We start from the raw sequence: 21,502 nt of genomic DNA, 5'->3' as shown, positions 1-21,502 counted from the left end.
GTGACGGGGGTCCGGAGCGTCAAGGACGGCGCTCACTCCTTGTACGGTGGGAGATCCGCCAGCCGGATTTGAATCTTCGTCTCCTCGCCCGGCTTGATGGGGGCCGACAGGAGCCGGCTCACCGACTCCACCCCCGTCGGGTCCACCACGCGCAGGCGGTAGACCCCCACGGGCAGCGGGAATTTCTTCAGGGGCGTGGTGCCCAGCTCCGTGGCGCCGTCGAACACGGCCGCCCGCGGCACCGTGTAGAGGGTCATCCACCCCAGGCCCGCCTTCGCGGCCCCCTTCGCAGTGCTGGTATCCAGCACCTCCGCCATTCCCTCGGGGTCCTGCGTCACCGTGGTGACGGGCTCGGCGGCCGGCGGGGCAGCCGCCACGCTGGGCGCTGGCTCACGCGGAGGTGGGCTGGTCTGCGCGGGCGACGCGGCCTTGGCACTGGCAGGTTCGGCCTCGGCCTTCGGGGCGGCCGCCCGGCGTGCCGGCGAAGAGGCGCCTTCCTTTGCCTTCCGCCCGGGCGGGGCCTTCGTCGGAGCCTTGGCTTCCGGCGCGCCTTCCACCGCCTCTTCGTCCGAGCCTTCGTCACCAGCGGCCTGCTCGGCCTCGGCGACAGCCTGGGAAGGCTCGGCCCGACGGAAGCCCGGCGGCGGGCCCGCCTGCTGTGGTGGCCAGGGCTGGTTCGCGGGGTCCTCCGCCGGCGGCGGATTCAACTCCGCGCTCACCCACGCCTTGGCGGCTTCGAAGCCCGGCAGGAGCTGCGCACGCACGGCAGGCAGCGTCGCAGCCCAACCGAGGCCCCCCAGCAGAAGGAGCAGGAACAGCCGGCTGGCCCAGCGCGACGGCGGACGGGCGGCGGGCGTCTCCACCGGCGTGTCCGAGGCCCGGGACGTATCGGGGCGCGCCGACCGTCCGGAGGCCCGAGCACCGTCCGCGCCGGGCCGCTGGGGCCGGGAACGGAAGCGCTGCGTCTGGAGGTCGCTCGGCTCGTCGAGGGCTTCGGGCTCGGCCGGGGCCTCCTGCCGGGCAGTGGGCCGCGGCCGAGGTGTACGCGCGGCCGGCGCGCTGTCCTGACCTCCGCGCGGTGTACGCGAAACCGGAGGAGCCACCTCACTGGTCCGGCGCTGAGGGGCGGGCTTGGGCGCGCTCCCGTTGCCGGCGCCTGAGGGGCCACGCGAAGCCACGCCGCCCTCCGCCGGACGGCGTTGGGGCACGGGCTTGGGCGCGCTCGAATGTGGGGCCGAGGGCGAACCAGGCCGGGCGCGCGGGGCCGGCATCTGCGACGTGGGGGCGGAGTCCGCGCTGTCCTCCTGCTGGAGGGCACCCGCCGCCTCGCTGACGCGGGCATCCTCCGCGCGACTGGCCAGCTCCAACAGCGTGCGCGTCTTCTGGCGCTTGTCGGCGAAGAGGTCGCCCATGACGGCGGTCATGCCGTCCTCGTCGAAGATCTCCGAGCCGAGCGCCGCTTCAATGGCGCGCGCCATCTCCCGGCAGTTGGTGAAGCGCTGGGACACGTCCCGGGACAGCGCTCGCGTCACCACGGCTTCCAAGGCTTCGGGGACATCCGGGTTGATGCCGCGCAGCGGAGGCACGTCGGCCTCCACAATCTGCATCATCACCGCCGCTTCGTGCGGCCCGCTGAACAACCGCTGGCCACTCAGCAGCTCGTGCAGCATGACGCCCACGGAGAACAAGTCACTGCGGCCATCCAGGGTGGCCACGCCTCGGACCTGCTCCGGGGACATGTAGCCACTGGTCCCCTTCACCGTCCCCACCTGGGTGCGCCCCAACCGCCCGCGCGCCTTGGCGATGCCGAAGTCGATCACCTTCACGACGCCGTCGTAGGTGAGCATCACGTTCTTCGGAGACACGTCGCGGTGCACCACCACCGCGGGCCGGCCCGACGGGTCCGTGAAGTGGTGCGCGTAGTGCAGGCCCAGGCAGGTATCGCGAATCACCCGCCCGACGAAGCCGAGCGGCAACGGGTAGCCCTGGCGCGTGGAGGCCTTCACCACCTGCTCCAGGTTCTGCCCGGGCAGGAACTCCATGGCGAGGTACAGCTCGCCGCCCTCCTCGCCCAGGTCGAACACCTGACCGATGTTCGCGTGCGAGAAGGCCGCGGTGATACGTGCCTCGTCCAGGAACATCTGGACGAATTGCTCGTCCTTCTTGATGTCCGGGAGAATCTGCTTCACCGCGACGAACTTGCGAAATCCCCCAGGCCCCGAGGTGTAGGCCAGGAACAGCTCCGCCATCCCTCCCATGGAGAGGCGCGTGAGGATTTCGTATTTCCCGATGCGCCGCCCCCGATCGGGATCGTCACCGGCGCCACCCTGCATGGACATTCGGCGCGGCATGTTAGCTCCCGCATGGGTCCGCGTCGACCTTCGTGACGACCCCTTCCTCGACAAGTTGGAGGGGCTCCTGCACACCGCGTCGGGGACTGGCACCGGCTGGCCGCCCGCCTGTGCGCCGGCCGGAGTGTCCGATGGCTGATGGCCACATCGCGCGATTCCCCGTGACGGAGGGGGGCGTGTTCTCATACCAGCAAGTCAGAGTAGGAGGCTCATGGAAGACACCAACGGCTGCCCCGGAAGTACCAGGCGCATCACATATTCCGGGCAAGGCGAATCCAAGCAAGACACCGCGGACCAGCTCCGGCTGTTGATTGAGAGCGTCACCGACCATGCCATCCTGACGCTCGACCTGGACGGGTACGTAGCAAGCTGGAACCCGGGCGCCGAACGCATCAAGGGCTACCGCGCGGACGAGATTCTGGGGCAGCACTTCAGCCGCTTCTATCCGCCCGAAGCCGTGGCGCGGAACCGGCCGAGGTACGGGCTCGACGTGGCGACGCGTGAGGGCCGCTTCGAGGAGGACGGCTGGCGCGTCCGCAAGGACGGCAGCCGCTTCTGGGCCAACGTCGTCATCACCGCGCTGTATGACGAGACCGGGCAACTGCGTGGCTTCGGCAAGGTGACGCGCGACTTCACCGCCCGCTACCAGGCCCAGGAGCAGCGGGAGATGGAGCGCCTACGGGAGGCCCTTCGCATCCGTGACGACTTCCTGTCCGTGGCGTCCCACGAGCTGCGCACCCCGCTCACCCCGCTGCAACTGAAGCTGACGGCCATGCGCCGCGCCGTCGACAGCGCCCCGGGAGGCATGCTGCCGAGCGAGCGCGTGGGGCGCGACCTCGACGTCGCCGTCCGCCAGGTGCGCAAGCTGGTGGAGCTGGTGGACGACCTGCTTGACGTGTCACGCATCAGCGTGGGCCAGCTGACCCTGGAGCGCGTGCCCGCGGACCTCACGGCGCTGCTTCGAGAGGTCGTCGCCCGCTACCTGCCACAAGCCAGCCAGCTCGGAAGCACCGTGGAACTGGACGCGCCGGCGCCCGTGCAGGGCGAATGGGACACACGCCGGGTGGAACAGGTAATGACCAACCTCCTCTCCAACGCGCTCAAGTACGGAGGGGGCAAGCCGATTCACGTCAGCCTGCGCGCGGAAGGCGGCATGGCGCTGCTGAGCGTTCGCGACGAGGGCATCGGCATCGCGCCGGAAGCACTGCCCCACGTCTTCGACCGGTTCATGCGGGCCGTGTCCGGCCGTAACTTCAGTGGGCTGGGGCTCGGCCTCTTCATCGCCCACCAGGTCGTTTCGGCGCACGGGGGCGACATCCAGGTGTCCAGCATGCCGGACAAAGGGAGCACGTTCAGCGTCCGGCTCCCGCTCGGCCCCACGTAGACACACGCCATGGGACGTCCCTGTCAGGTGCTCAGCGCACGCACCCGGCCCGCGAGGTTCTGGGTGAAGAGGCGGAAGATGCGCAGCGCCGCCGCCTCGTGCGTGTCCACGAAGCGTTCGAAGTCGACACGGCTGATGCGCAGCGCCCGCACGGAGGTCCGCGCACGGACATGGGCCGACACGGGCCCATCCTGCACCAGGGAGATTTCCCCCAGGTACGCCCCGGGCCCCAGCGTGTTGAGGTGCCGGGCGTCCTCCTCGGGGCCACTGAAGACGTCCACGGAGCCGTCCATCAGGACGAAGAGGCCCAGGCCGGGCGCGCCCTTCTCCAGCAACACGGCGCCGGGCGCGATGACGACCTGACGCGCCAGCCGGTAGAGGTCCTTCATGTCCTCCAGGGACAGCTCGCCGAAGATGGGGATGGCCTTGAGGAACCGGTACCCGTTCGCCGCGGGCGCCGACGCACCTCCGGAACGGCGGATGAGCATGGCCTCCGCTTCCGCCTCCATCCCCATACGGCGCAGCAGCCGGGCCTTCTCCGTCACCAACGCCGGGTCCCCTCGCGCGTCCTCCGAGCTGCTCACCGCGTCCGCGAGCACTGCCAGCGCCCGGTGCGTGAAGCCCTCCGCGTCCAGCAACTGGCAGATGCGCAGCACCGCCTCCACGAAGCGCGAGTCCTCCGCGCGGACGCCTCCGAGCGCCTCTACCTCCGCGTGCGCCTGCCCCAGGTCCCGGTAGAGCGTGGCCGCCTCGAAGGGACGGTCCAGGCGCACCAGGCACTGCGCCATGGCTTCGCGCGAGCCCAGCTCCCCGTAGATGGCCAGCGCGCGTTCCAGCGCACCACCTCGCTCGAAGGCGGCGGCGGCGCGCTCGGCATCACCCGCTCGGAGGTAGCTCTCCGCGGCGGCCATGTACTTGCCGCTCTGGAAGTAGAGGTCCCCGGCGGTGGCGTCCTCGCCCTGGCCGTCCATCAGCCGGGCCGCGCCCAGGAAGTCCCGCGCGCGCCGCAGCACCTCGACGAAGCCACGGCGCTCCTTCGCCGGCCCCTGTTCCGCTTCGTGACGGATGCGCTCGCGCTGCGCATCGCCCAGCTCCTCGTAGAGCTGTGCCGCCCGGTCCGTGTCCTCCAACTCGACCAGAGAGCGCACCGCGCGGAGGGCACCCTCCACGGGCGTGCGCAGCCGCCCGCTCCCCTCGCCCTGGCCACCTGCTGACTCTGTCATGTCGGGTCTCCCGTTCCGGTGAGACCGGCCAGCCCAGGCGCTGCCAAAGCGTTGCGCCCCGTCCCGGCCTGCCCCCCTCTTCTCCCATAGCCTCGCATTGAATGCCGGGCCTGCCAACGCCTGCCGCTAAAACGCGGGCGTCAGTCCGCGTCCCGCGCCCGCTCCGCCAGCTGCCGCTGGGAGGCAGTCCTCCGCCACGCGTCCTCCAACAACTGGCGGACCAGCGCCGGACGCGCCGCGGCAACGCGCACGAGCAGGTACTCGGGGTACCCCGCGTAATGTTCGGTGATGTAGCAACTGTCTGGCTCGGCCTGCGTGAGGACGTCCCGCACGCCGGGCTCCACCTTCACCACCAGCGACTCGCCGTCCTCATGGAAGCGGGCGATGAACTTCTTGCGCACGCGGAACGCGGGCGTTCCGAAGGATGTGCCCTCCTCCATCCCCGGTAGGGACAGCGCCAGCGCGCGCACCGCGTCGAACGTCAGCCCCTGCGTATCCCCACCGCGCATCGCGCGGCGCCTGCCCCGTGCCGCCATGGCGCATTCCTACCAGAGGCCCAGGCAAGGACGGCAGGTAGCGCGCCATGTCGAAACTCCGTCCCGTGGAATGACAGACATGATTTCATCCCCGGGCGGATGTGGCGATGTGATGACCCGCGGTGTCATGTCTGTGATTTCATCCGCACGACCGCCCGCGCCGACACGTGGGGTCCGCGACACTCCGAGTCCGCTGTGACACAGCACCTCTCAGCCGAGAAGGTCCAGACAGCCACGACTAGCGGAAACCCCGGAGACGCCGCGCCTCCGCGCGGGGCCTGCCTCGCCCCCAGAGCGGGCGGCCAACAACCACCCCCCAATGAGAATGAGCCTGGGAGAGAACCGTTCGGATGTCGGCTCCCGTGATATCTTGACTTCCATGTCTGCACCGGATCGGGCTCATGCCGCACCCTCCTCGCCGGACGTGAAGGGCGAATCGCAATGGAGGACGGAAGTCGAAGGTGGGGGTGACACGCCGCTGCACGTCACGCTGCCCTACGAGCACGCACGCCGGGGCTATGACGCCTCCACGGTGCGCCGGTTCCGGCTCACCGTGGCGGAAGGTCCGAACACGGGGGCGACGTGGGAGTCCACGGGTGACACCTGCTCGGTGGGCTCGCACCCGCTGAACGACTTCGCCGTGGAGGACTCCACGGTGTCCCGGTTCCACTGCGAGGTGCGCATCGGACCTCGGGGCCCCCAAGTGAAGGACCTGGACAGCCTCAACGGCGTCATCGTCGACGGGGTGCAGGTGGTGGAGGGCGTGCTGCGCAGTGGCAGCCTGCTGCGCCTGGGCCGCGTGGTGCTGCGCTTCGACTTCAGCGCGGAGAACAACCGCCTGCCGCTGTCGGAGAACTCGCGCTTCGGCACGCTGGTGGGTGCATCCGTGGCCATGCGGGGCTGCTTCGCGATGATGGAGCGCGCGGCGGGCCGCGACGTGACAGTGCTGCTCGAAGGCGAGACGGGCACCGGCAAGAGCCAGGCCGCGCTGGCCATCCACCAGGCGAGTCCCCGGCGCGACGCGCCCTTCCTCATCGTGGACTGCGGCGCCATCCCCGCGCACCTGTTGGAGAGCGAGCTGTTCGGCCACGAGAAGGGCGCGTTCACCGGCGCCGTCCAGCGGCGCGCGGGCGTCTTCGAGGAAGCCGACGGCGGCACCGTCTTCCTGGACGAGATTGGTGAGCTGCCCGCGGAGCTGCAGCCCAAGCTGCTGCGCGTGCTGGAGAACCGCGAGATTCGCCGCGTGGGCAGCAACACGTATCAGCCGGTGAACGTGCGCCTCCTCGCCGCCACGCACCGGGACCTCCGCGCGGAGGTCAACGCGGGCCGGTTCCGCTCCGACCTCTTCTTCCGGCTCGCGGTGCTGCGCCTGCTGCTGCCACCGCTGCGTCAGCGTCCGGAGGACCTGCCCATGTTGGTGGAAGGCATCCTCGACCTGCTCGGCGCGGACCGCGAGCGCACGGGCGCGCTGCGCACGCAGGACTTCCTGGCCAGGTTGCGGCACGCGGCGTGGCCCGGCAACGTGCGCGAGCTGCGCAACTACCTGGAGCGCTGCCTCGTCTTCGAGGAAGCAGTAGAGCTCTCCGAGGAAGAAGCCCACCGCTCCGGCCCCCCCGAGGTGGACCCCTCGCAGCCGTACGCCGACCAGCGCCGTCACGTCGTCGACGACTTCGAGCGCCGCTACCTGCGCGCGCTGCTGGAGAAACACCAGGGCAAGGTGGCCCAGGCAGCCGTCACCGCTGGCATGGACCGCGTCCACCTCTACCGCCTGCTGCGACGCCACGGCATCAAGCCGTGAGCCTCACCGCGGGCGGCTGACGCGCCAGCACCCCAGTCCCGCGGCGGACACGGGTGTCGCCAGGAAGGCCGCGTCCAGGCCCTCGAGCGCACGCGCGGTCGCCACCAGGTCCGTTCCTGGTGGCTCCGCGACCCAGCCCGGCAGGTGCAACAACCCGCCGCCGCGGTCCTCGCGAGGCAGCTCCGCGACGTGAACGGTGATGGCCAGGTCCACCGGGCGCGGCGCCTCGCTCGCCGCCACGAACTCCACCAGGGCGAGCGCGGCGTGCAGCACTCGCGCTCGCGCGGCCTGCTCCGCCCCTGCTTCCGGCGGCAGCGGTGCGAAGGCCAGCAGGCAACCGCTCCCCTCCAGCCGCACGTCCAGCCCCGCGGCGCGCGCGGTCCCCCCCACGCGCTCCAACAACGCATCCAGCCGCTCCAAGGACGAAGGTTCCACCGCGCCGTGGAGCCGGGCTTCCGCGTACAGCGCCACGGCGAGCGTGGGCTGGTCCTCCGAGGGACTGCCCTTCACCGCGCGCCGGAGCGCGTCGAGCCAGGCATCGATGTCCGGGTATCGGTCCTCGCGCCGCTTCCCCATGCTGCGCAGCACCACGGCATCCAGTGCGGCAGGCACCGGGGCGCGCTCACTGGGCCGAGGAGGCGGCGCATTCAGGTGCAGGTCCTCCACCTCGTGCCGGGTGGCGCCCTGGAAGGGCGGCTGCCCGGTGACGAGTTGGAAGAGCAGCACGCCCATCGCGTACAGGTCCGTGCGGGCGTCGGGCGGCTCGCCGCGAATCTGCTCGGGTGCCATGGACAACGGCGTGCCCAGGGAGACGCCCGTCAGCGTGAGTGTGGACGCGCCCGGCGCATCCGGCGTCAGCCCCTTCGCGACGCCGAAGTCCACCAGCTTCACGCGCGGCGCTCCCCCGCCCGTGCTCAGGCGCACCACGTTCTGCGCCTTCAAGTCCCGGTGCACGACACCGGCCTGGTGCGCCGTGCGCAGCGCGCCGCCCACCTGCTCCAGCACCTCCAGCGCCTCTCCCGGCGACAGCGGCCCGCGCGAAGCCAGCTCCGCCGCGAGGTCCCTCCCCTCCAACCACTCCATCGCGATGAAGGGGCGCCCGTCCGCGAGCGTGCCGTAGCCAAGCACGTCGACGATGTGCGGATGGCTCAACCGCCGGAGCGTCTCCGCCTCCCGACGGAAGCGCCGCAGGGCGACGTCCGAGGGCTGCGGGAGCAGGACCTTCAGCGCCGCGAGCGCTCCCGTGCGGACATGTCGGGCACGGTAGAGCGTGGAGGCAGGCCCCCGGTAATGGACCTGCTCCACCAGCCAGTCCGATACCAGGGCGCCAACGCCCAGCTCCTCGCCATAGAGGGCCTCTTCGTCACCCGACGCCATGCGGCAGGAGGCCTACTTCTTCCGAGGGAAGGGAAAGGGCAGCTCCTCCCCCGTAGGCAGCGGCTTGACGGTCCCCGAGGTACGCCCGCAGGACTGGGTGCGCATCTCCTTCGCCACCGTGTCGCACGGGGCATGGAGGTAGGTGGTCACCGACTGCTTCCACAGCACGTTGTCATCGTCGTGGCACGCCTCGTAGTCGCCATCCCTCGGCGTGAGGGGCCCATCCAGGATGTCGCACTTACCGGCCACGGGCGGACTGAGGGACGTGAAGCAGGGCCCCGTCACGCGCGCGGCACAGTTGGAGCCCGACGAGGGCAGCGCGCAGACGCGGTTCGCCGCGTACGCCGCCCCGCTCGACCAGGCCGGGTCGTAGCAGGAGAACATCTTCCGGTAGATGGAGCCGCGCACGATGACGTCGGCGCCCACCACCACGTACCGCTTCTTGTCCCCATCCCCGAGTTCCACGACGTCCACCTCCGCCCCCAGCTCGTTCGGCAGGAAGATGTTTCCGTAGAATGCGCCCTCGCGCACGGAGTAGACCTGCTGCTCGGACAGGCCATAGGTGGACGCGGAGTCCGGATACGCCTCGACGTTCGCCAGCCATTCCACGGTCGTGCTCGAAGCCGGCGCGGACATCACGCTGTAGTAGCCCCCGGCAGGGCAGGTGAAGGAGACCACCGGCACGGCGGGCGACCCCGCGCAGCTCCCTGTCGCCTCGCCCAGGTTGCGCGCGTCGAGATGGTCACACCCCGCGATGCCCTCGCACACCCGCAGGACAGTGGGCCCATTCACACTGGAGCCCACGATGGGAGACAGCCCCGCGCAGGACAGCGGCCCACCCGCCCCCACCACGACGGTCGTGGAAGGCGTGCAGCGGCCAATGCCATCCGGCGTCCAACCGCAGTCACGCTGCTCGCCAGATTCGCCCAGGACACAGTCCCCGAAGCTGGCCAGCGCATTGCCCGTGATGGGGGCGTGCGCGGCCGGGCGCGTCTTCGCATCCAGCGTGTAGATGTTGGGTCCCGACGAGTAGAACTGGTGCTCGCCGCGCATGGACAGCTCCACGCGCCGTCCCTCCGCGTTGTTGCGCGCCAGCACACAGGCGGAGACACGCTCCAGGCAGCTCCGGGTCGGCGGGGAGTCGGCCCAATCCGGGCAGAGCCCCGCCTGTCCAATCCATTTCCGGACGCCGGGGCTGGGATCCCTCGGGTCGTAATAGGCAATCTCCTGTTCGACCGTCAGCGCGCAGCCCACCAGGTACTCCATGAACCGCTGCGCATTGGGGTCATGCAACCGTCGGCGCGTGTTCTCGTCGCCCAGCGTGGGGTGGAACAGCTGCCCAAGCGCCGAGGTCCCCAGCAACAGGTTGGAGTCGGCGTTGGTGGAGATGGCGTTGAGCACCAGCGCCTGCGTCGTGAGCGAGTTGGCAATGCGAATCTCCGACGCCTGCGCCCCTACCGTGGGCGTCTCCTCTTCATGGGGCCCGGTTCCGCAGCCCGACAGGGCGAAAAACACGAGCGAGGAAACCGCCAACAGGCGAGGCGAACCAAGGGCCATGAGACGTCCTCCAAGAACGACGGAAGGAAGGAGAGCTGCCTCCCAGCAAGCATGTGCCGAGCCAGCCTGGGAGGTTGTATGCGGTGCCATGAGAGCAGATCTCCACGCGGCATTCGCGTAGCGCTTCACGTCACACCGCCACCGGACAGTGACATTTCTCGCTACACGTCGAAAAGGGCAACCCGCAGGGACTCCAGGCGGGCCCGCCACAGGGGAGCGCCCTCCTCCACCGCGCGCTCGGCCCGGACCACCCAGGTGCGCGCCTCGTCGGCGCGTCCCGCCTGGAGCGCGCCCCGGGCGGCCTGGAGGAGAATCTCCGCCTTCTCATCCGCCGAAGCCAGGGTGTCAGCGTCGTCCGCCAGGGCCAGCCACGCCTCCCGCGCCGAGCCGCCGCCCCGTGCGTCCTGGACCTGTAGCTCCACCAGCCTCCGCATGACGGCGGTGGGCGGCAACGATTCGGGCGGACAGTGGGCGTCAATCCACCGGAGCTGCCGCGTCGCCTCCTCCAGGTCGCCCAGCGCGGCGGCCATGCGCGCGAGCAGCAACGCATCCACCGGGACAGGGTGCTCACGGAAGAAACGCACGCCCAGTTCGTGAACACGCCGGGCCAGCGGCAGCGCCTCCTCCAGACGGCCTTGCATGTAGAGCACCTCGGCGAGGTTGAAGGTGGACCAGCGCTCCACTTGCGCATGGCCCAGCTCCCGGCCCAGCGCCATCGCGCGGCGCAGGTCCTCTTCCATCCGAGCCACATTCCCCAGGCGCAACCACAGCAGCACACGGTTGATGAGCGTAGCGGCCCGGTGCAGTGCGTCCCCGGCCTGCTCACAGCGCAGCAGTGCCATGTCGAAGCGGGCCGCGGCATCGTCGGTCCGGTCCAGGAACGTGAGCGCCGAGCCCAGGAGCGCCAGCGACACCACGAGCGTCTCGTGGTCATGCGCCCGCTCCGCCCCGTCCACCACGCCGGTCAGAACGCGCACGGCGGCGCCCCACTCCCCCAGCCGGACGTGGAGCCGGCCCCGGGCCAGCGAGCAGCGCAGGGACAGGCGAGGCTCATCCAGCCGCTCGATGCGTTCCAGCGCCTCACGTGTACAGGCCGACGAACCCTCCACGTCCTCCATCCAATCGCGGGCGGTGGCCTCCTCCAGGAGCAACTCCACTTGCTGGGCCTCGTCACCGCGGGCCACGGCCAGTGCCCGCGCGGCGCCCAGGTCCGCCAGCCCCTCCCGGAAGCGCTGAAGCCGGTGACGGACGCGCCCACGCCCCGACAACGCCAGGGCCCGGCGCTCCACATCTCCCTCCGGCAACAACGCGAGCGCGCGCGTGTAGTGCTGCTCCGCCTCGACGGACAGGTGCGCACGGCGCGCGGACTCCGCGAGCGAGAGGAACGCGGTGATGGCCTCCGCATGAGCACCACAGGCCGCGGCATGGTGGGCCCAGCGACGGCGCTCGGCCATCCCGTCCCGGGGCGTGGCACGCAGCGCCGCGGCGTGGAGGACGCGACGTGAGGAAGCCGGCAGCAACGCCTCCAGCGCCTCGCGCAGCAAGGGGTGGCGGAAGGCGAAGTGGCCCGGAGCCGTGGGCCGCAACAGCCCCGAGCGCGCCAGCCGCTGGAGTCCGGCCCCCGCGTCGAGCGACGTCACGCGCGCCAGCTCCTCGCTCGGCTCCAGGTGTCGCAGGGCGGCATCCACGCGGGACACCTCCACTTCCGTGCCCAGCACCGCGCAAAGCCGCGCCAGGACTCGGTGTGCCGCGGGGAGCCCGGCCAACGCCCGCGCGGCGAGTCGCTCGAAGAGCGGCGTCACGGAGACGTCCAGCAACGCGTCCGGCGCGATGTACCACCCGCCTCCTGGAGACGCCCGCAGGGCCCCCGCGGCCCGCAGCGCGCCCGCGAGTTCCACCAACGACAAGGGGACGCCCTGCGCCAGTTGTTCCAACCGCGCCAGCACCGGCTCGGGGACGTGCTCGGCGGGGCGCAGCAGATGCAGCAACAGGGAACGGCTCGCCTCGGGTGTCAGCGGCGGCAGTGCGATTCGCGCGACGCGGGCGCTGCGCTCGCCCAGGTGCGGTCGCAACCCGAGCAACGCGGGCCTCGCGGCGACGCAGACCCAGAGCGGTGCACGCACACCCGCCAAGGTGGCGACCTCCAGTGCATCCAGGCTGGTGGGGTCCGCCAGGTGCGCGTCGTCGACGAGCACCACGCGAGGGGCCGCCTGGGCCTGTCGCTGGAGTCCCTCGGCGAGGCAGCGCGCGGCTGCGTGTCGCTCATCCGCGAGTGGACGCGTTGGTGCCTGGACAACACGGGCCGGCTCGGCGGTGGCTCGCAGCGCGTCCAGCAGCGACTCCGAGGACGCGGCGTCCGGAGCGGGCGCGCGGAGCCGCACCACGAGGCACCGCCCCGCGGCCTCCAGCCGGGTAGAGAGTGCTTCCAGGACGCGGGACGTGCCGTGCCCCACGTCCCCCGTGAGGACGCACAACCCTGGGACACCCTCCTCGATGCAGCGTGATGCCTCGGCCTCCAGCGCCGCCAGGACGGCATCGCGGCCCGACAGAGGCGGTGCATCCGCGGAGGACGTGGCGGCGCCCCCGTCGTGCAATCGCAGGCGCGCGCCATCGGGCGAGTGCTCCGTGGCGCCCGGCCCCAACCTGGCCGCGGCGGAGGCAGTGACGCGGGCTTCTCCCAGGGCGAGGTCTTCCGGCCACCACTCTCCTGCGGACTCCAAGGCAGGCCCCGCGACCCGCGTGGTCGTGGCGCCCGGAAGAACGTGCAGCCGCGACAGGTGCAGGACGGTGGCGGCCTTGCCCTCCTCCATCAGCTTGCGCGCCACCAGTGCGCCTGCGCGAAGGTTGGCCTCGGCGGACAGGGACTCGGAGAACGCGACCAGATAGCCCCGTGCGCTGGCACGCGCGAGTGTGCCTCCCTGAGGCTCGAAGGTCAGCCGAAGCACATCGACCGGTATGTCCGCGCGGACGCCCAGCAGCGCGACCCACCGCTCGCCGGCCCCCGGCACGGACGACGTGGGCACCGCCGCGGGCACGCCCTCCGGCGGAGCCATGGACAGGGCCTGGGTACACGCGGCATCGAAAGCGGCGAGCACATCCGAAGCCCGCGAGAAACGTTCGGAGGGCGCCTTCGCCAGACACCGCGACAGCACCGCGTCGAGCGCCGTCGGCACGGGCGCGCGCTCCGACACCCGGGCTGGGCGAAGGCTGACGTGCCCGTGGCGAATCTCCTCGGCGCCGCCGACGAAAGGCGGCGCGCCCGTGAGCAACTCGTACAGGAGGACGCCCAGCGCGTAGACATCCGCGGCGGCCCCGGCCTCGCGCGCGTCCAGACACTGCTCAGGTGCCATGTAGTACGGCGTGCCCAGCCGCTGCCCCACGAGCGTCAAGCCCTCGGGCTCCGGGCGCTCTCCATCGTCAGGTGCGTCCAGGAACCGCGCGAGCCCGAGGTCCAGCAGGCTGAGCGCCCCACCCTCGCGCAGGAAGATGTTCTCCGGCTTGAGGTCGCGGTGGGCCACGCCCACGGCATGGACGCGCTCCAATGCGGCGCAGAGGCCCCTGAGCAACTCGCGCACGCGGGGCACGGACGCCGCGCCCGAGCCCGGCAGCGCCGCCATCCACGCGGCGAGCGTCTGGCCATGCAGCCGCTCCATGACGAGGAACGGCCGCCCTCGGACAACCCCCGAGTGGTGGAGCGTGGGCGTCGTCGGCGCGCCGATGCGGCGGAGCGCGGCGGCCTCCCGGGCGAAGCGGTCGCGGTGAGGCGGCCGTCCCACCTTGAGCGCGACCTCACGGCCATCCTCCTCGCGGTAGGCGGTGAAGACGTGTGAGAAGCCGCCCGAGCCCAGCAAGGCCGCGGGGCTCAAACCTGGCACGTCCGGGAGTGGAAAGGGCTCGGCGTCAGGGCCAGGCGACGAAGCGCGCTGGCCATGCACAGGACACACCGCGCCGGTGGCGAGACGGCGGTGGCAGACCGGACAGCGCATGGGGTGAAACGAACGTTACCAGAGCGCCTGGCTCAGGACGATGACAACCCCCATCAACCCTTCGCCCGCAATGAGGCCGGCGGCCAGCGTCACCACCCGCCCCTCCTGCGCCCCTGGATTCGCCCTGCGGGCCAAGGCCGCCGCCACGCCGCCCAGGAAGAACCCCAGCGCGGTGGACGCCGGCAACAGACAGGCCAGGCCCATGCCCAGGGGCGAGGGCACCCAGTGTCGCACCCGTTCGGGAAGCAGTCGCTCCGTCAGCGTGAGGACAGCGGCGGCGAGCGCGGCCCAACCGAGCGCCGCCCGCGTACCCGGCTCCAACCCCGAAAGGCCGGAAGCCAGCACCTGGGCGATGCTGGCGGTGACCGTGGCGGCGGGTGCAGGGAAGCGCTCGCCCCCCAGCGCCGAACGGTCCGGCACCAACAGGAAGAACAGCGGCACCACCGCGGCGGCCCCCACCGCGCAACCCACGAGCTGCGCCAGGAACACGCGGCGGGGATGGGCCCCCAGCAGGTGTCCCGTCTTCACGTCACTGAGGAGGTCCGCCGCGGATGACGCTGCGTTGACGGTGATGCCCGCGGTGGCGAGGTTCGCCTCCACGTTGCGCGGCAGCAGCACGCCATACGTCATCTGCGTCACCTGCCCCAGCGGGCCCACGGGCGTGACATCCGTCTCCCCCGTGACGCGGCAGGCGATGAGACACAGCACGAATGACAACGCCACCGCGAGCGCGGCGTGTGGCAGCGGAACGCCAAAGCCCACCTTGGCCACGGCGAGCGTGGCGGGCGTCAACACGAGCAGGCCCGCCAGCAGCCAGCGTCCCGGCACCTGAAGCGCGTCCACCGGATGGGGCGCCACGGAGGGACGTTTGAAGAGTCCCTTCAATGCGCGCCCCAGGACGCGGCCCTCCAGCGCGAAGTGCAACAACGACGCGGTGGTGAGCGCCGCCGTCCCGGGCCAGAGACTCCAGGCGAGGAAGTCTCCATCTGGCAGCAGCAGCCCCGAAGCGAACACGCGCGGTGCCACGACTCCGTGGATGAGCAGCGCGCCCAGGAACCAGGACGCCGTGAGCCGCAGGCCCAGCAGCGCGCCCGCGCCCAGCGGAAGCAGACTCATCTCGAAGCCGAAACCCAGGCGCTCCAGCGACATCCCGCTCAGCGTTCCGGGGAAGGGAAACACATAGGGAAGGCGGCCCAGCCCATCCCGCACCAGGGTGACGAGCGCGGCGATACCTCCGCCCAGGCCCAGCATCGACAGCCGCGGACGGGACGACGCGCCCGTGGTGTGAAGAGCACGGATGGTCGCTGCCGCGGCCGTGCCCGTGGCGAACGGAAGCTGCTCATGGTCCACCAGCTTGCGCTTGAGGGGCACCGCGAAGAGCACGCCCAGCGCGGACAGGAGGAAGGTCCACGCGAGCAACGCCCACCCGGGGGGATGACTGCCCGTTGTGAGCAACCACGCGCCCTGAACGGACACCAGGGCGCCGCCCGTCGCATAGCCCGCGGACGACGCCACGGCCTGCGCGGAGCACGTCTCCAGCGGCGAAAGCGGAGCACCCGCGACGCCCGGTGCCACGCGCCGCATCGCTCCGTGTGCCGTGTGTGCGAGCAACGCGGCGGTGATGGCCACGGGAAAGGCCACGGCCATCTTCAGGCCCGCGTAGAGGTTCGTCGCGCAGGTGATGGCACCAATGCCACTTCCGAGCAGCACCGCCCGCAGGGTGAGCTGCGGCACCCGGTCCCCCTGGAAGACCTCGCGCAGCCAGAAGGTGTCCAGGGCCTCGGGGGAATCCCCTGGGATTCGCAGCAGCGTCAGCGGTGCCTGCGCCGGTGTCACTTCCTCGGAGGCAGCTTGGGGGACGGGCTGAGACATGGGCCGTTCCATCTTTTCATTCCGAGGCCATCGAGGACGAGCCCCCTTCCCCGCTCGCCACCCCGGAACGCAGGCGCTGCACGCCCAGCATCAGGAGGTACCGGTCGGCGACACCGGGCAGGTAGCGCTCCAGGTGGAGCCCATCGGGACGGAATCCCAATTCGGCCAGGAAGCGGAACACGCGATGCGCGGCCTGGTCATCACGGACGGCGCACTCCAGCGTCGCGAACAGGGTCGGCGCCATCTCCTGCCGCCGACTCCCGGGAGGCAGCCGCCTGCGGGGTTTGATGCGGAAGCCCACCTCGCCCAGGAGTTGCCCGTCCACCACGTCGAGCGTGCGGACGTACCCACTCGTCAGCACGGGGATGCCGCGGCGCTCGAGTTCCTTCTTCCACCCCGGCACCGCGGAGCGGAACGCCAGGGGCCCGGGCGGAGCAGTGACGGGGAACCACACGAGCACGGACGGCTCGACCCAGTGCTCCAGATGGACCCGCGGCCCCGACGACGCGCCGAGCCCCCGGAGGTACTGGTCGGCCAGTTGGAGCGAGAGCAGCCGCGCGGACAGGTCCTGCCGCCACGACGTGAGCATGGTCTCGCGCGTCCGAACGTCCTTTCGGAGGAACTCACGGATGGCGGAGAGGGAGATGCCCGCGGCGCGCAGGCTACTGATGAAGCGTGCTTCACCGACCTGTCCGGGAGAATAGGCGCGGTAGCCATTCGCGCGCCGTGCGGAGGGCAGCAGCAGGCCCTTGCGCTCATAGAATCGCAGCGCGCTCGGTGCCAGGCCACATCGGTCCGCGAACTGGGAAATCGTCAGCATCCGGCGGCTTTCCCTTGAGGTTGAACCTGCTTCAAAGTGGAGGGTTCGGAAACCATGAACGTTTCCATCGTCTCCCGAGGTGAAATCAAGCTGGTGGGCATCAAGGTGGTCGGCCGACGCAGCGAGCTGAGCCACCGCGTCCCGCTGGCGTGGCTGGAACTCCTCTCTCGCCTGGATGGACTGTCCGGAGTGGTGGACCGCGACGTGTTCCATGGCTGCGTGCCGGGCAGCGACCACGAGCAACCGGGCGATGACCCCGTCTACCAGTACTGGGTCACCACCGAGGTCCAAAGACTCGACGCGGTCCCAGAAGCCCTGAAGGCCCTGACGATTCCCGCGCGCGACTACGCCATGACGCCGGTGCAGGGCACGGCGGACGCCATCAACGCGGCCTACGGCCGGCTGGCGAATTGGATCCAATCGGCAGGAAGGCGCTCAGACCCTGCCGCCTACGTGCTGGAGCGATACGACCAGCGTCGACAGCCCGTGACCCCGCCGTACGAGCGCTTCGATTACGAACTGCTCACACCCCTGGCGCCCTGAGCGACGTCTCCCAGGCACCGGCAACGAGGAGCACGGGCACGGACACCGAGCACGTGCCTGCGTCAAACCATGCGCACGACAATAGACGCTTGTTCGTCGGACGCGACGACACCACCGTCACAGCGCTATGCGCGAGACCTGTCCGGACGCGACGGCATGACCTGAGCCAGGGCTTCCGCCCGGGGAAGCCCATCCACCGCGCCGAGCTTCTCCACGACACGGGCCCCGACCTCACACGCGAACGTGGCCAGCGCCACCAACTCCTCACCGGTTGCATCGCGCAGCGCCTCAGCGCCGCCGAACCAGCGCACCAGCCCCTGCAGCAGGCCCGCGACGAAACCATCGCCAGCGCCGGTGGTGTCGACGACGCGCGTCTGCGGCGCCGCGACGTGGATGCGCTCCCCCTTCCACTGCAGCAGCGCGCCACGCTCGCCCAGCGTCACCACGGGCAGCGGCACGCCCATCGCTGCCAGTCGCGTCAGCGCTTCGTGGGGCACCTCCGTCCCCGTGACGAAGCCAATCTCCTCCTCGGAGAGCTTCACCACGGTGCACAGCGGCAGCATCCGCGCCAGCAGGCCCTTCAGGAGAGACGTGTCCTCCCACGCGTGCAGCCGCAAGTTGGGGTCACAGCTCACGATGAGCCCCGCGTCGCGCGCCAACCCCAGCATCCGCACCGCGGCCTCCTGCGCCTCCGGCCACTGGAGCGAGTTGGAGCCACAGTGCACCGCCTTCGCCCCCGCCAGGAACGCCGCGTCGACATCCGCCTGTCCCAGCAGGAACTCCGCGGAGCGTGTCCGGAAGAAGGTGAAGCTGCGCTCGCCCTTCCCATCCAGGGAGATGAACACCAGCCCGGTGCGAGCCTCCGCCGTCTGGCGCAGGTGACTCACGTCCACGCCTTCCGCCGCCAATCGCTCGCGAAGGAAGTGCCCGAACTCATCCGCGCCCACCACGCCCAGCATGGCCGGACGCAGCCCCAACCGGGCCAGCCCCACCGCGACATTCGCCGGCGAGCCACCGGGGCACGGATGCCACGCGGGGACGTCGCGCACGCGGTGCCCTGAAGCCGCCGGGAGGAAGTCCACCAACGTCTCGCCAAAGCACACGACATCCAGCGGCGGCATGAGCCCCTCGCTTCCGAACTTCGTCAATCCAGGCCCACCTGGGCCATGAAATCCACGCTCTTGAGGCGGCGACCCAGGTGGTGGGCAATGAAGACGTTGAGCAGGCCGCGAGCACGCGCGCGCAGTTCCGGCGGCAGCGGCGTGCGCGCCCCTTCCTGGAGCGCGCGCAGGCCCGACAGCAGCGCCACCGGCACCGCCACGGACTCGCGAGCCCGGGCTCCACACGGCTCACATACCGCGCCGCCATGGGCCTGGTCGAAACGAGGCCGCTCGCCCGGAGCGCCGCCACACAGCGAGCACGAATCAAACCGAGGCATCAACCCCGCGTGCGCCAGCGCGGACAGCTCGAAAGCCAAGAGCGACGTGGGCCCGGCCTCCTTCGCATCCAGTCGCGTCAGGTACGACTCCAGCAGGGCGAACAGCTCCGGCTGCGGCTCATGGTCCCGCGTCAGCTCGCGGCACAGCTCCACCGCGTACAAGGCCCGGGCAATCAGGGACAGGTCCTCGCGCGCCGCATAGAAGCCCGCGACGATGTCCGTGCCGTCCAGCCGCACCGTGCTGCCGCGCGTCTCCACGATGTGCACGCGAAGCCGCATGAACGGCTCCAGCGCGCCGGCGAAGCGCCGCTTGCTCTTGCGTGCGCCCGCGGCGAAGGCCGTCAGCTTCCCATGCTCGCGCGTCAGCAAGGTGACGAGCCGGTCGGACTCGCCATAGTCCACCGAGGACAGCACGAGCGCGTCGTCGTCGTATCGCTCCATGGAGATGCTTCAACGCGCGAGCGGATTGGGAAGCTTTCCGCTCAGCACCAGGAACAGGTACACGCCCAGGAGCAGGGCCGCCAGCAGCACGGACAGCCCCACGTAGGCCCGCTTGCGCCGCTCCTGCTCCAACTGCACGGGAGATGGCGCCGGGACGGACTTGTCCACCTCCTCGTAGCGCAGCACGGCCTCTTCCGGAGACATGCCGATGACCTGCGCGTACGCGCGGATGTAGTTCACCACGAAGATGCGCGAGGGCAGCCGTTCCACCTGACCGGCCTCGAGCGCGGTGATGAGCGTGGGAGGAATCTTGGTCTCCCGCGCGACGTCGTCACGCGAGAGCCCTCGGAGCTCTCGCTGCTGGCTCAGGTATTTGCCGAAATCGACGTGGTCCACGGGTCCCCAGATACCCAACGCGCTAGAGCTTTTCCAGCAGCCTCCGGCAGTCGTCCTTCAGCACCTGTTCACCAGCTTTCGCCTTGGTCTCACAGGTGGCGAAGGCTGCCTTCGCCGCATCGACCTGCCCCAGCTTCGCCTGGCAGACGCCCTCACGCATGTACGCTTCCGCCACGTCCGGGCAATTCTCGCGGTAGTGCGTGAACTGGCGGCACGCCTCGGAGGTGCGCCCCGTCTCGTCGTAGATGAGACCCAGGTTCTTGTAGCCCAAACAGAAGTTGGGGTTGGTCGTCACCGCGGCCTTGATGCTCTCCACCGCGCGGTCCGGCTCGCCCTTCTTGTAGTACGCCCACCCCAGGTTTCCCTGGGCGATGAAGGGCGTCGGGTAGAGCATGTCGTTGAGGACCAGCTCATAGAGCTTGATGGCGTCGTCGTAGCGGCCCTGGTCCAGGTGCACGTTGGCCAGGTTGGTGCGCGCCTCGGAGAAGTCGGGGCGAACCTCCAGCGCCTTCGTGTAGTGCTTGATGGCCTCGTCGGGACGGCGAAACGCCAGGTGCAGCAGGATGCCCATGGCGTTGTTCGCGTCGGGGTAGTCCGGGTCGTTCTTCAGCGACACCTGCAGCTCGCGCAGCGCATCCTGGAGCTCGCCGGCCTGCTGGGCCTGCAACGCCAGGTCGTAGTGAATCTCGGCGCTCCGCTTCTCCTTCTCCGTGGGCGTGTGAGAGCAACCGGAGGACACCAGCAGCAGCGCGAGCGAACAGGACGCGGAGGAAAGGCGGAACATGGGGAGCGGCTCTCGACGAGGGTGAGGGGGCGGTGACTCAGAAGGCGGCCAGGAAGCGGCCCAGGGTGGTGGTGACGTTCTTCTTCTCCTCTGCGCGCGCCACCACGGCTGGCACGAGCGTTGGGTCCTTGAAGAACACCGGCAACGTCTTGAGCTGCTCGTCCTGCTGCTCGGGGGCCATCGCGCGCCAGTTGGCGTCGTCCATCATGAACCCGAGCGACTCCACGAAGGCCAGCGCATCCCCCTCGTCGTCGCGGTACTCCTCCGCTGACACGTTGCGCCGGCCGGACAGGTACACCGCGCAGTCCGCGGCCTCCGCCAGGTACAGGTACACGAAGACAGCCGCAGTCCCCTGCCCTCCCCGGAGGCCCACGACAAAGGCCTGCGCCGGGCCGGCCTGCTTGCCCGGAATGGCCACGTGCGGCGCGTTGAGGGAGGTATGCAGCGCCAGGATTTGTTCCCGCGTGGCGGGCAGCCCGCGGTAGCGCTCGTCGAGGTTGAACACGGTTGTCTCCGTTACCCGAAGCCCCGCACCCGTCAGCGCGTGGTGAGGGTGAACTCCTGCGTCGCATCCTGCGTGTCCGCCGCCGTCTTCTGGAAGCGGAGGATGGGATTGTCGATCATCACGTTCCCGCCGCCCTCGTTGCCCTCGCCAATAATGACCCGAAACACGTGGGCAGGCGAACTGCTGCGCGCGTCCCCGGCGTTTCCCTTCCGGGCGATGAACGTCACCTTGTTCGCCCCCGGCCGCAGGTTGCGGGTGATGTCCACCACCACCTGGTCCTCGTTGCCTCGCAGCTTGCGCAGCCACGTGGAGTTGATGAACACGTCGATGTCGTACCCCGTCATCCCCGGCACCGTCTGCTCCGTCACCAGCCAGTAGCGCTGGGTGAGGCGCCCGGGGGCCGTGGGCGCGCCAGGCGCCTGCTGCGCCGCGGGAGGCGCCTTCGCGGCGGGGGCAGCCGGCCCCGGGGTGGCGGGCGCCGGTGCCTGGGG

Annotated in this window: 16 protein-coding genes and 1 pseudogene; 3 read left to right on the top strand and 14 right to left on the bottom strand. The window is 70.5% G+C overall.

The features are described from left to right. Positions 1 to 32: 32 nt before the first annotated feature. The gene (locus tag FMP39_RS27380) at positions 33 to 2,339 is read right to left on the bottom strand and encodes a serine/threonine-protein kinase (RefSeq protein ID WP_141593102.1); all 2,307 of its coding nucleotides are present in this window, start codon (positions 2,337 to 2,339) and stop codon (positions 33 to 35) included. A 223-nt stretch (positions 2,340 to 2,562) separates the two neighbouring features. On the opposite strand from FMP39_RS27380, the gene FMP39_RS27375 reads away from it, so the two are divergent. Next, the gene (locus FMP39_RS27375) at positions 2,563 to 3,735 is read left to right on the top strand and encodes a PAS domain-containing sensor histidine kinase (RefSeq protein ID WP_141593092.1); all 1,173 of its coding nucleotides are present in this window, start codon (positions 2,563 to 2,565) and stop codon (positions 3,733 to 3,735) included. Between the two features lie 23 nt (positions 3,736 to 3,758). On the opposite strand, the gene FMP39_RS27370 is transcribed toward FMP39_RS27375, so the two are convergent. Together FMP39_RS27370 and FMP39_RS27365 are read right to left on the bottom strand one after the other, a co-directional pair. Continuing rightward, a complete protein-coding gene (locus FMP39_RS27370) occupies positions 3,759 to 4,958 on the bottom strand; it encodes a cyclic nucleotide-binding domain-containing protein (protein WP_141593091.1) in 1,200 nt (399 codons plus the stop codon). Positions 4,959 to 5,098: 140 nt separating this feature from the next. Further along, positions 5,099 to 5,494: an MmcQ/YjbR family DNA-binding protein gene (locus FMP39_RS27365; protein WP_228558376.1), complete on the bottom strand. Its 396-nt coding sequence runs from the start codon at positions 5,492 to 5,494 to the stop codon at positions 5,099 to 5,101. Between the two features lie 379 nt (positions 5,495 to 5,873). Here FMP39_RS27365 and FMP39_RS27360 point away from each other — a divergent pair, with 379 nt between their 5' ends. Next, on the top strand, positions 5,874 to 7,292 hold the full coding sequence (locus FMP39_RS27360; RefSeq protein WP_141593090.1) for a sigma 54-interacting transcriptional regulator: 1,419 nt from the start codon (positions 5,874 to 5,876) through the stop codon (positions 7,290 to 7,292). Between the two features lie 3 nt (positions 7,293 to 7,295). Here the strand turns inward: FMP39_RS27360 and FMP39_RS27355 are convergent, their stop codons facing one another. The 5 genes from FMP39_RS27355 to FMP39_RS27335 all read right to left on the bottom strand — a co-directional run bounded on the left by FMP39_RS27355 (position 7,296) and on the right by FMP39_RS27335 (position 16,904). After that, entirely contained in the window at positions 7,296 to 8,669 is a 1,374-nt protein-coding gene (locus tag FMP39_RS27355) for a serine/threonine-protein kinase (RefSeq protein WP_141593089.1), read from the bottom strand. A 12-nt stretch (positions 8,670 to 8,681) separates the two neighbouring features. Beyond that, entirely contained in the window at positions 8,682 to 10,226 is a 1,545-nt protein-coding gene (locus FMP39_RS27350; protein ID WP_141593088.1) for a hypothetical protein, read from the bottom strand. 161 nt (positions 10,227 to 10,387) lie between these two features. Next, positions 10,388 to 14,212: a serine/threonine-protein kinase gene (locus FMP39_RS27345; protein WP_141593087.1), complete on the bottom strand. Its 3,825-nt coding sequence runs from the start codon at positions 14,210 to 14,212 to the stop codon at positions 10,388 to 10,390. Between the two features lie 15 nt (positions 14,213 to 14,227). Further along, on the bottom strand, positions 14,228 to 16,084 hold the full coding sequence (locus FMP39_RS27340) for an OPT family oligopeptide transporter (RefSeq protein ID WP_194858589.1): 1,857 nt from the start codon (positions 16,082 to 16,084) through the stop codon (positions 14,228 to 14,230). Between the two features lie 16 nt (positions 16,085 to 16,100). After that, positions 16,101 to 16,904 carry a MerR family transcriptional regulator gene (locus tag FMP39_RS27335; protein WP_141593085.1) on the bottom strand — a complete coding sequence of 268 codons (804 nt, stop codon included), beginning with the start codon at positions 16,902 to 16,904 and terminating at the stop codon, positions 16,101 to 16,103. A 54-nt stretch (positions 16,905 to 16,958) separates the two neighbouring features. Between FMP39_RS27335 and FMP39_RS27330 the strand changes: the two genes are divergently transcribed. Next, positions 16,959 to 17,447, top strand: a complete 489-nt coding sequence (locus FMP39_RS27330) for a GyrI-like domain-containing protein (protein ID WP_141593084.1) — start codon at positions 16,959 to 16,961, stop codon at positions 17,445 to 17,447. A 125-nt stretch (positions 17,448 to 17,572) separates the two neighbouring features. On the opposite strand, the gene FMP39_RS27325 is transcribed toward FMP39_RS27330, so the two are convergent. The 6 genes and pseudogenes from FMP39_RS27325 to FMP39_RS27300 form a co-directional block, all read right to left on the bottom strand. Then, the gene (locus tag FMP39_RS27325) at positions 17,573 to 18,595 is read right to left on the bottom strand and encodes a carbohydrate kinase (RefSeq protein WP_141593083.1); all 1,023 of its coding nucleotides are present in this window, start codon (positions 18,593 to 18,595) and stop codon (positions 17,573 to 17,575) included. Next, positions 18,592 to 19,326, bottom strand: coding sequence for a DNA repair protein RecO (recO, locus tag FMP39_RS27320; RefSeq protein WP_141593082.1), 735 nt, complete (start codon positions 19,324 to 19,326; stop codon positions 18,592 to 18,594). The genes FMP39_RS27325 and recO overlap by 4 nt, the downstream gene beginning before the upstream one ends. A 9-nt stretch (positions 19,327 to 19,335) precedes the next feature. After that, a complete protein-coding gene (locus FMP39_RS27315) occupies positions 19,336 to 19,722 on the bottom strand; it encodes a RodZ family helix-turn-helix domain-containing protein (protein WP_011553135.1) in 387 nt (128 codons plus the stop codon). A 22-nt stretch (positions 19,723 to 19,744) separates the two neighbouring features. Continuing rightward, positions 19,745 to 20,506 (bottom strand): social motility TPR repeat lipoprotein Tgl, encoded by a 762-nt coding sequence (gene tgl, locus FMP39_RS27310; RefSeq protein WP_141593081.1) that lies wholly within the window; start codon positions 20,504 to 20,506, stop codon positions 19,745 to 19,747. A gap of 37 nt (positions 20,507 to 20,543) precedes the next feature. After that, positions 20,544 to 21,011 (bottom strand): social motility and stimulation tgl protein, encoded by a 468-nt coding sequence (locus tag FMP39_RS27305; protein WP_141593080.1) that lies wholly within the window; start codon positions 21,009 to 21,011, stop codon positions 20,544 to 20,546. 32 nt (positions 21,012 to 21,043) lie between these two features. Then, positions 21,044 to 21,502, bottom strand: a pseudogene (locus FMP39_RS27300) (hypothetical protein); the annotation flags it as partial.

The organism is Myxococcus sp. AB056 (assembly GCF_006547365.1).
Classification (GTDB): domain Bacteria; phylum Myxococcota; class Myxococcia; order Myxococcales; family Myxococcaceae; genus Myxococcus; species Myxococcus virescens.
The sequence above is the reverse complement of the archived record's forward strand: the minus strand, read 5'-3'. Positions and strand labels throughout refer to the sequence as shown.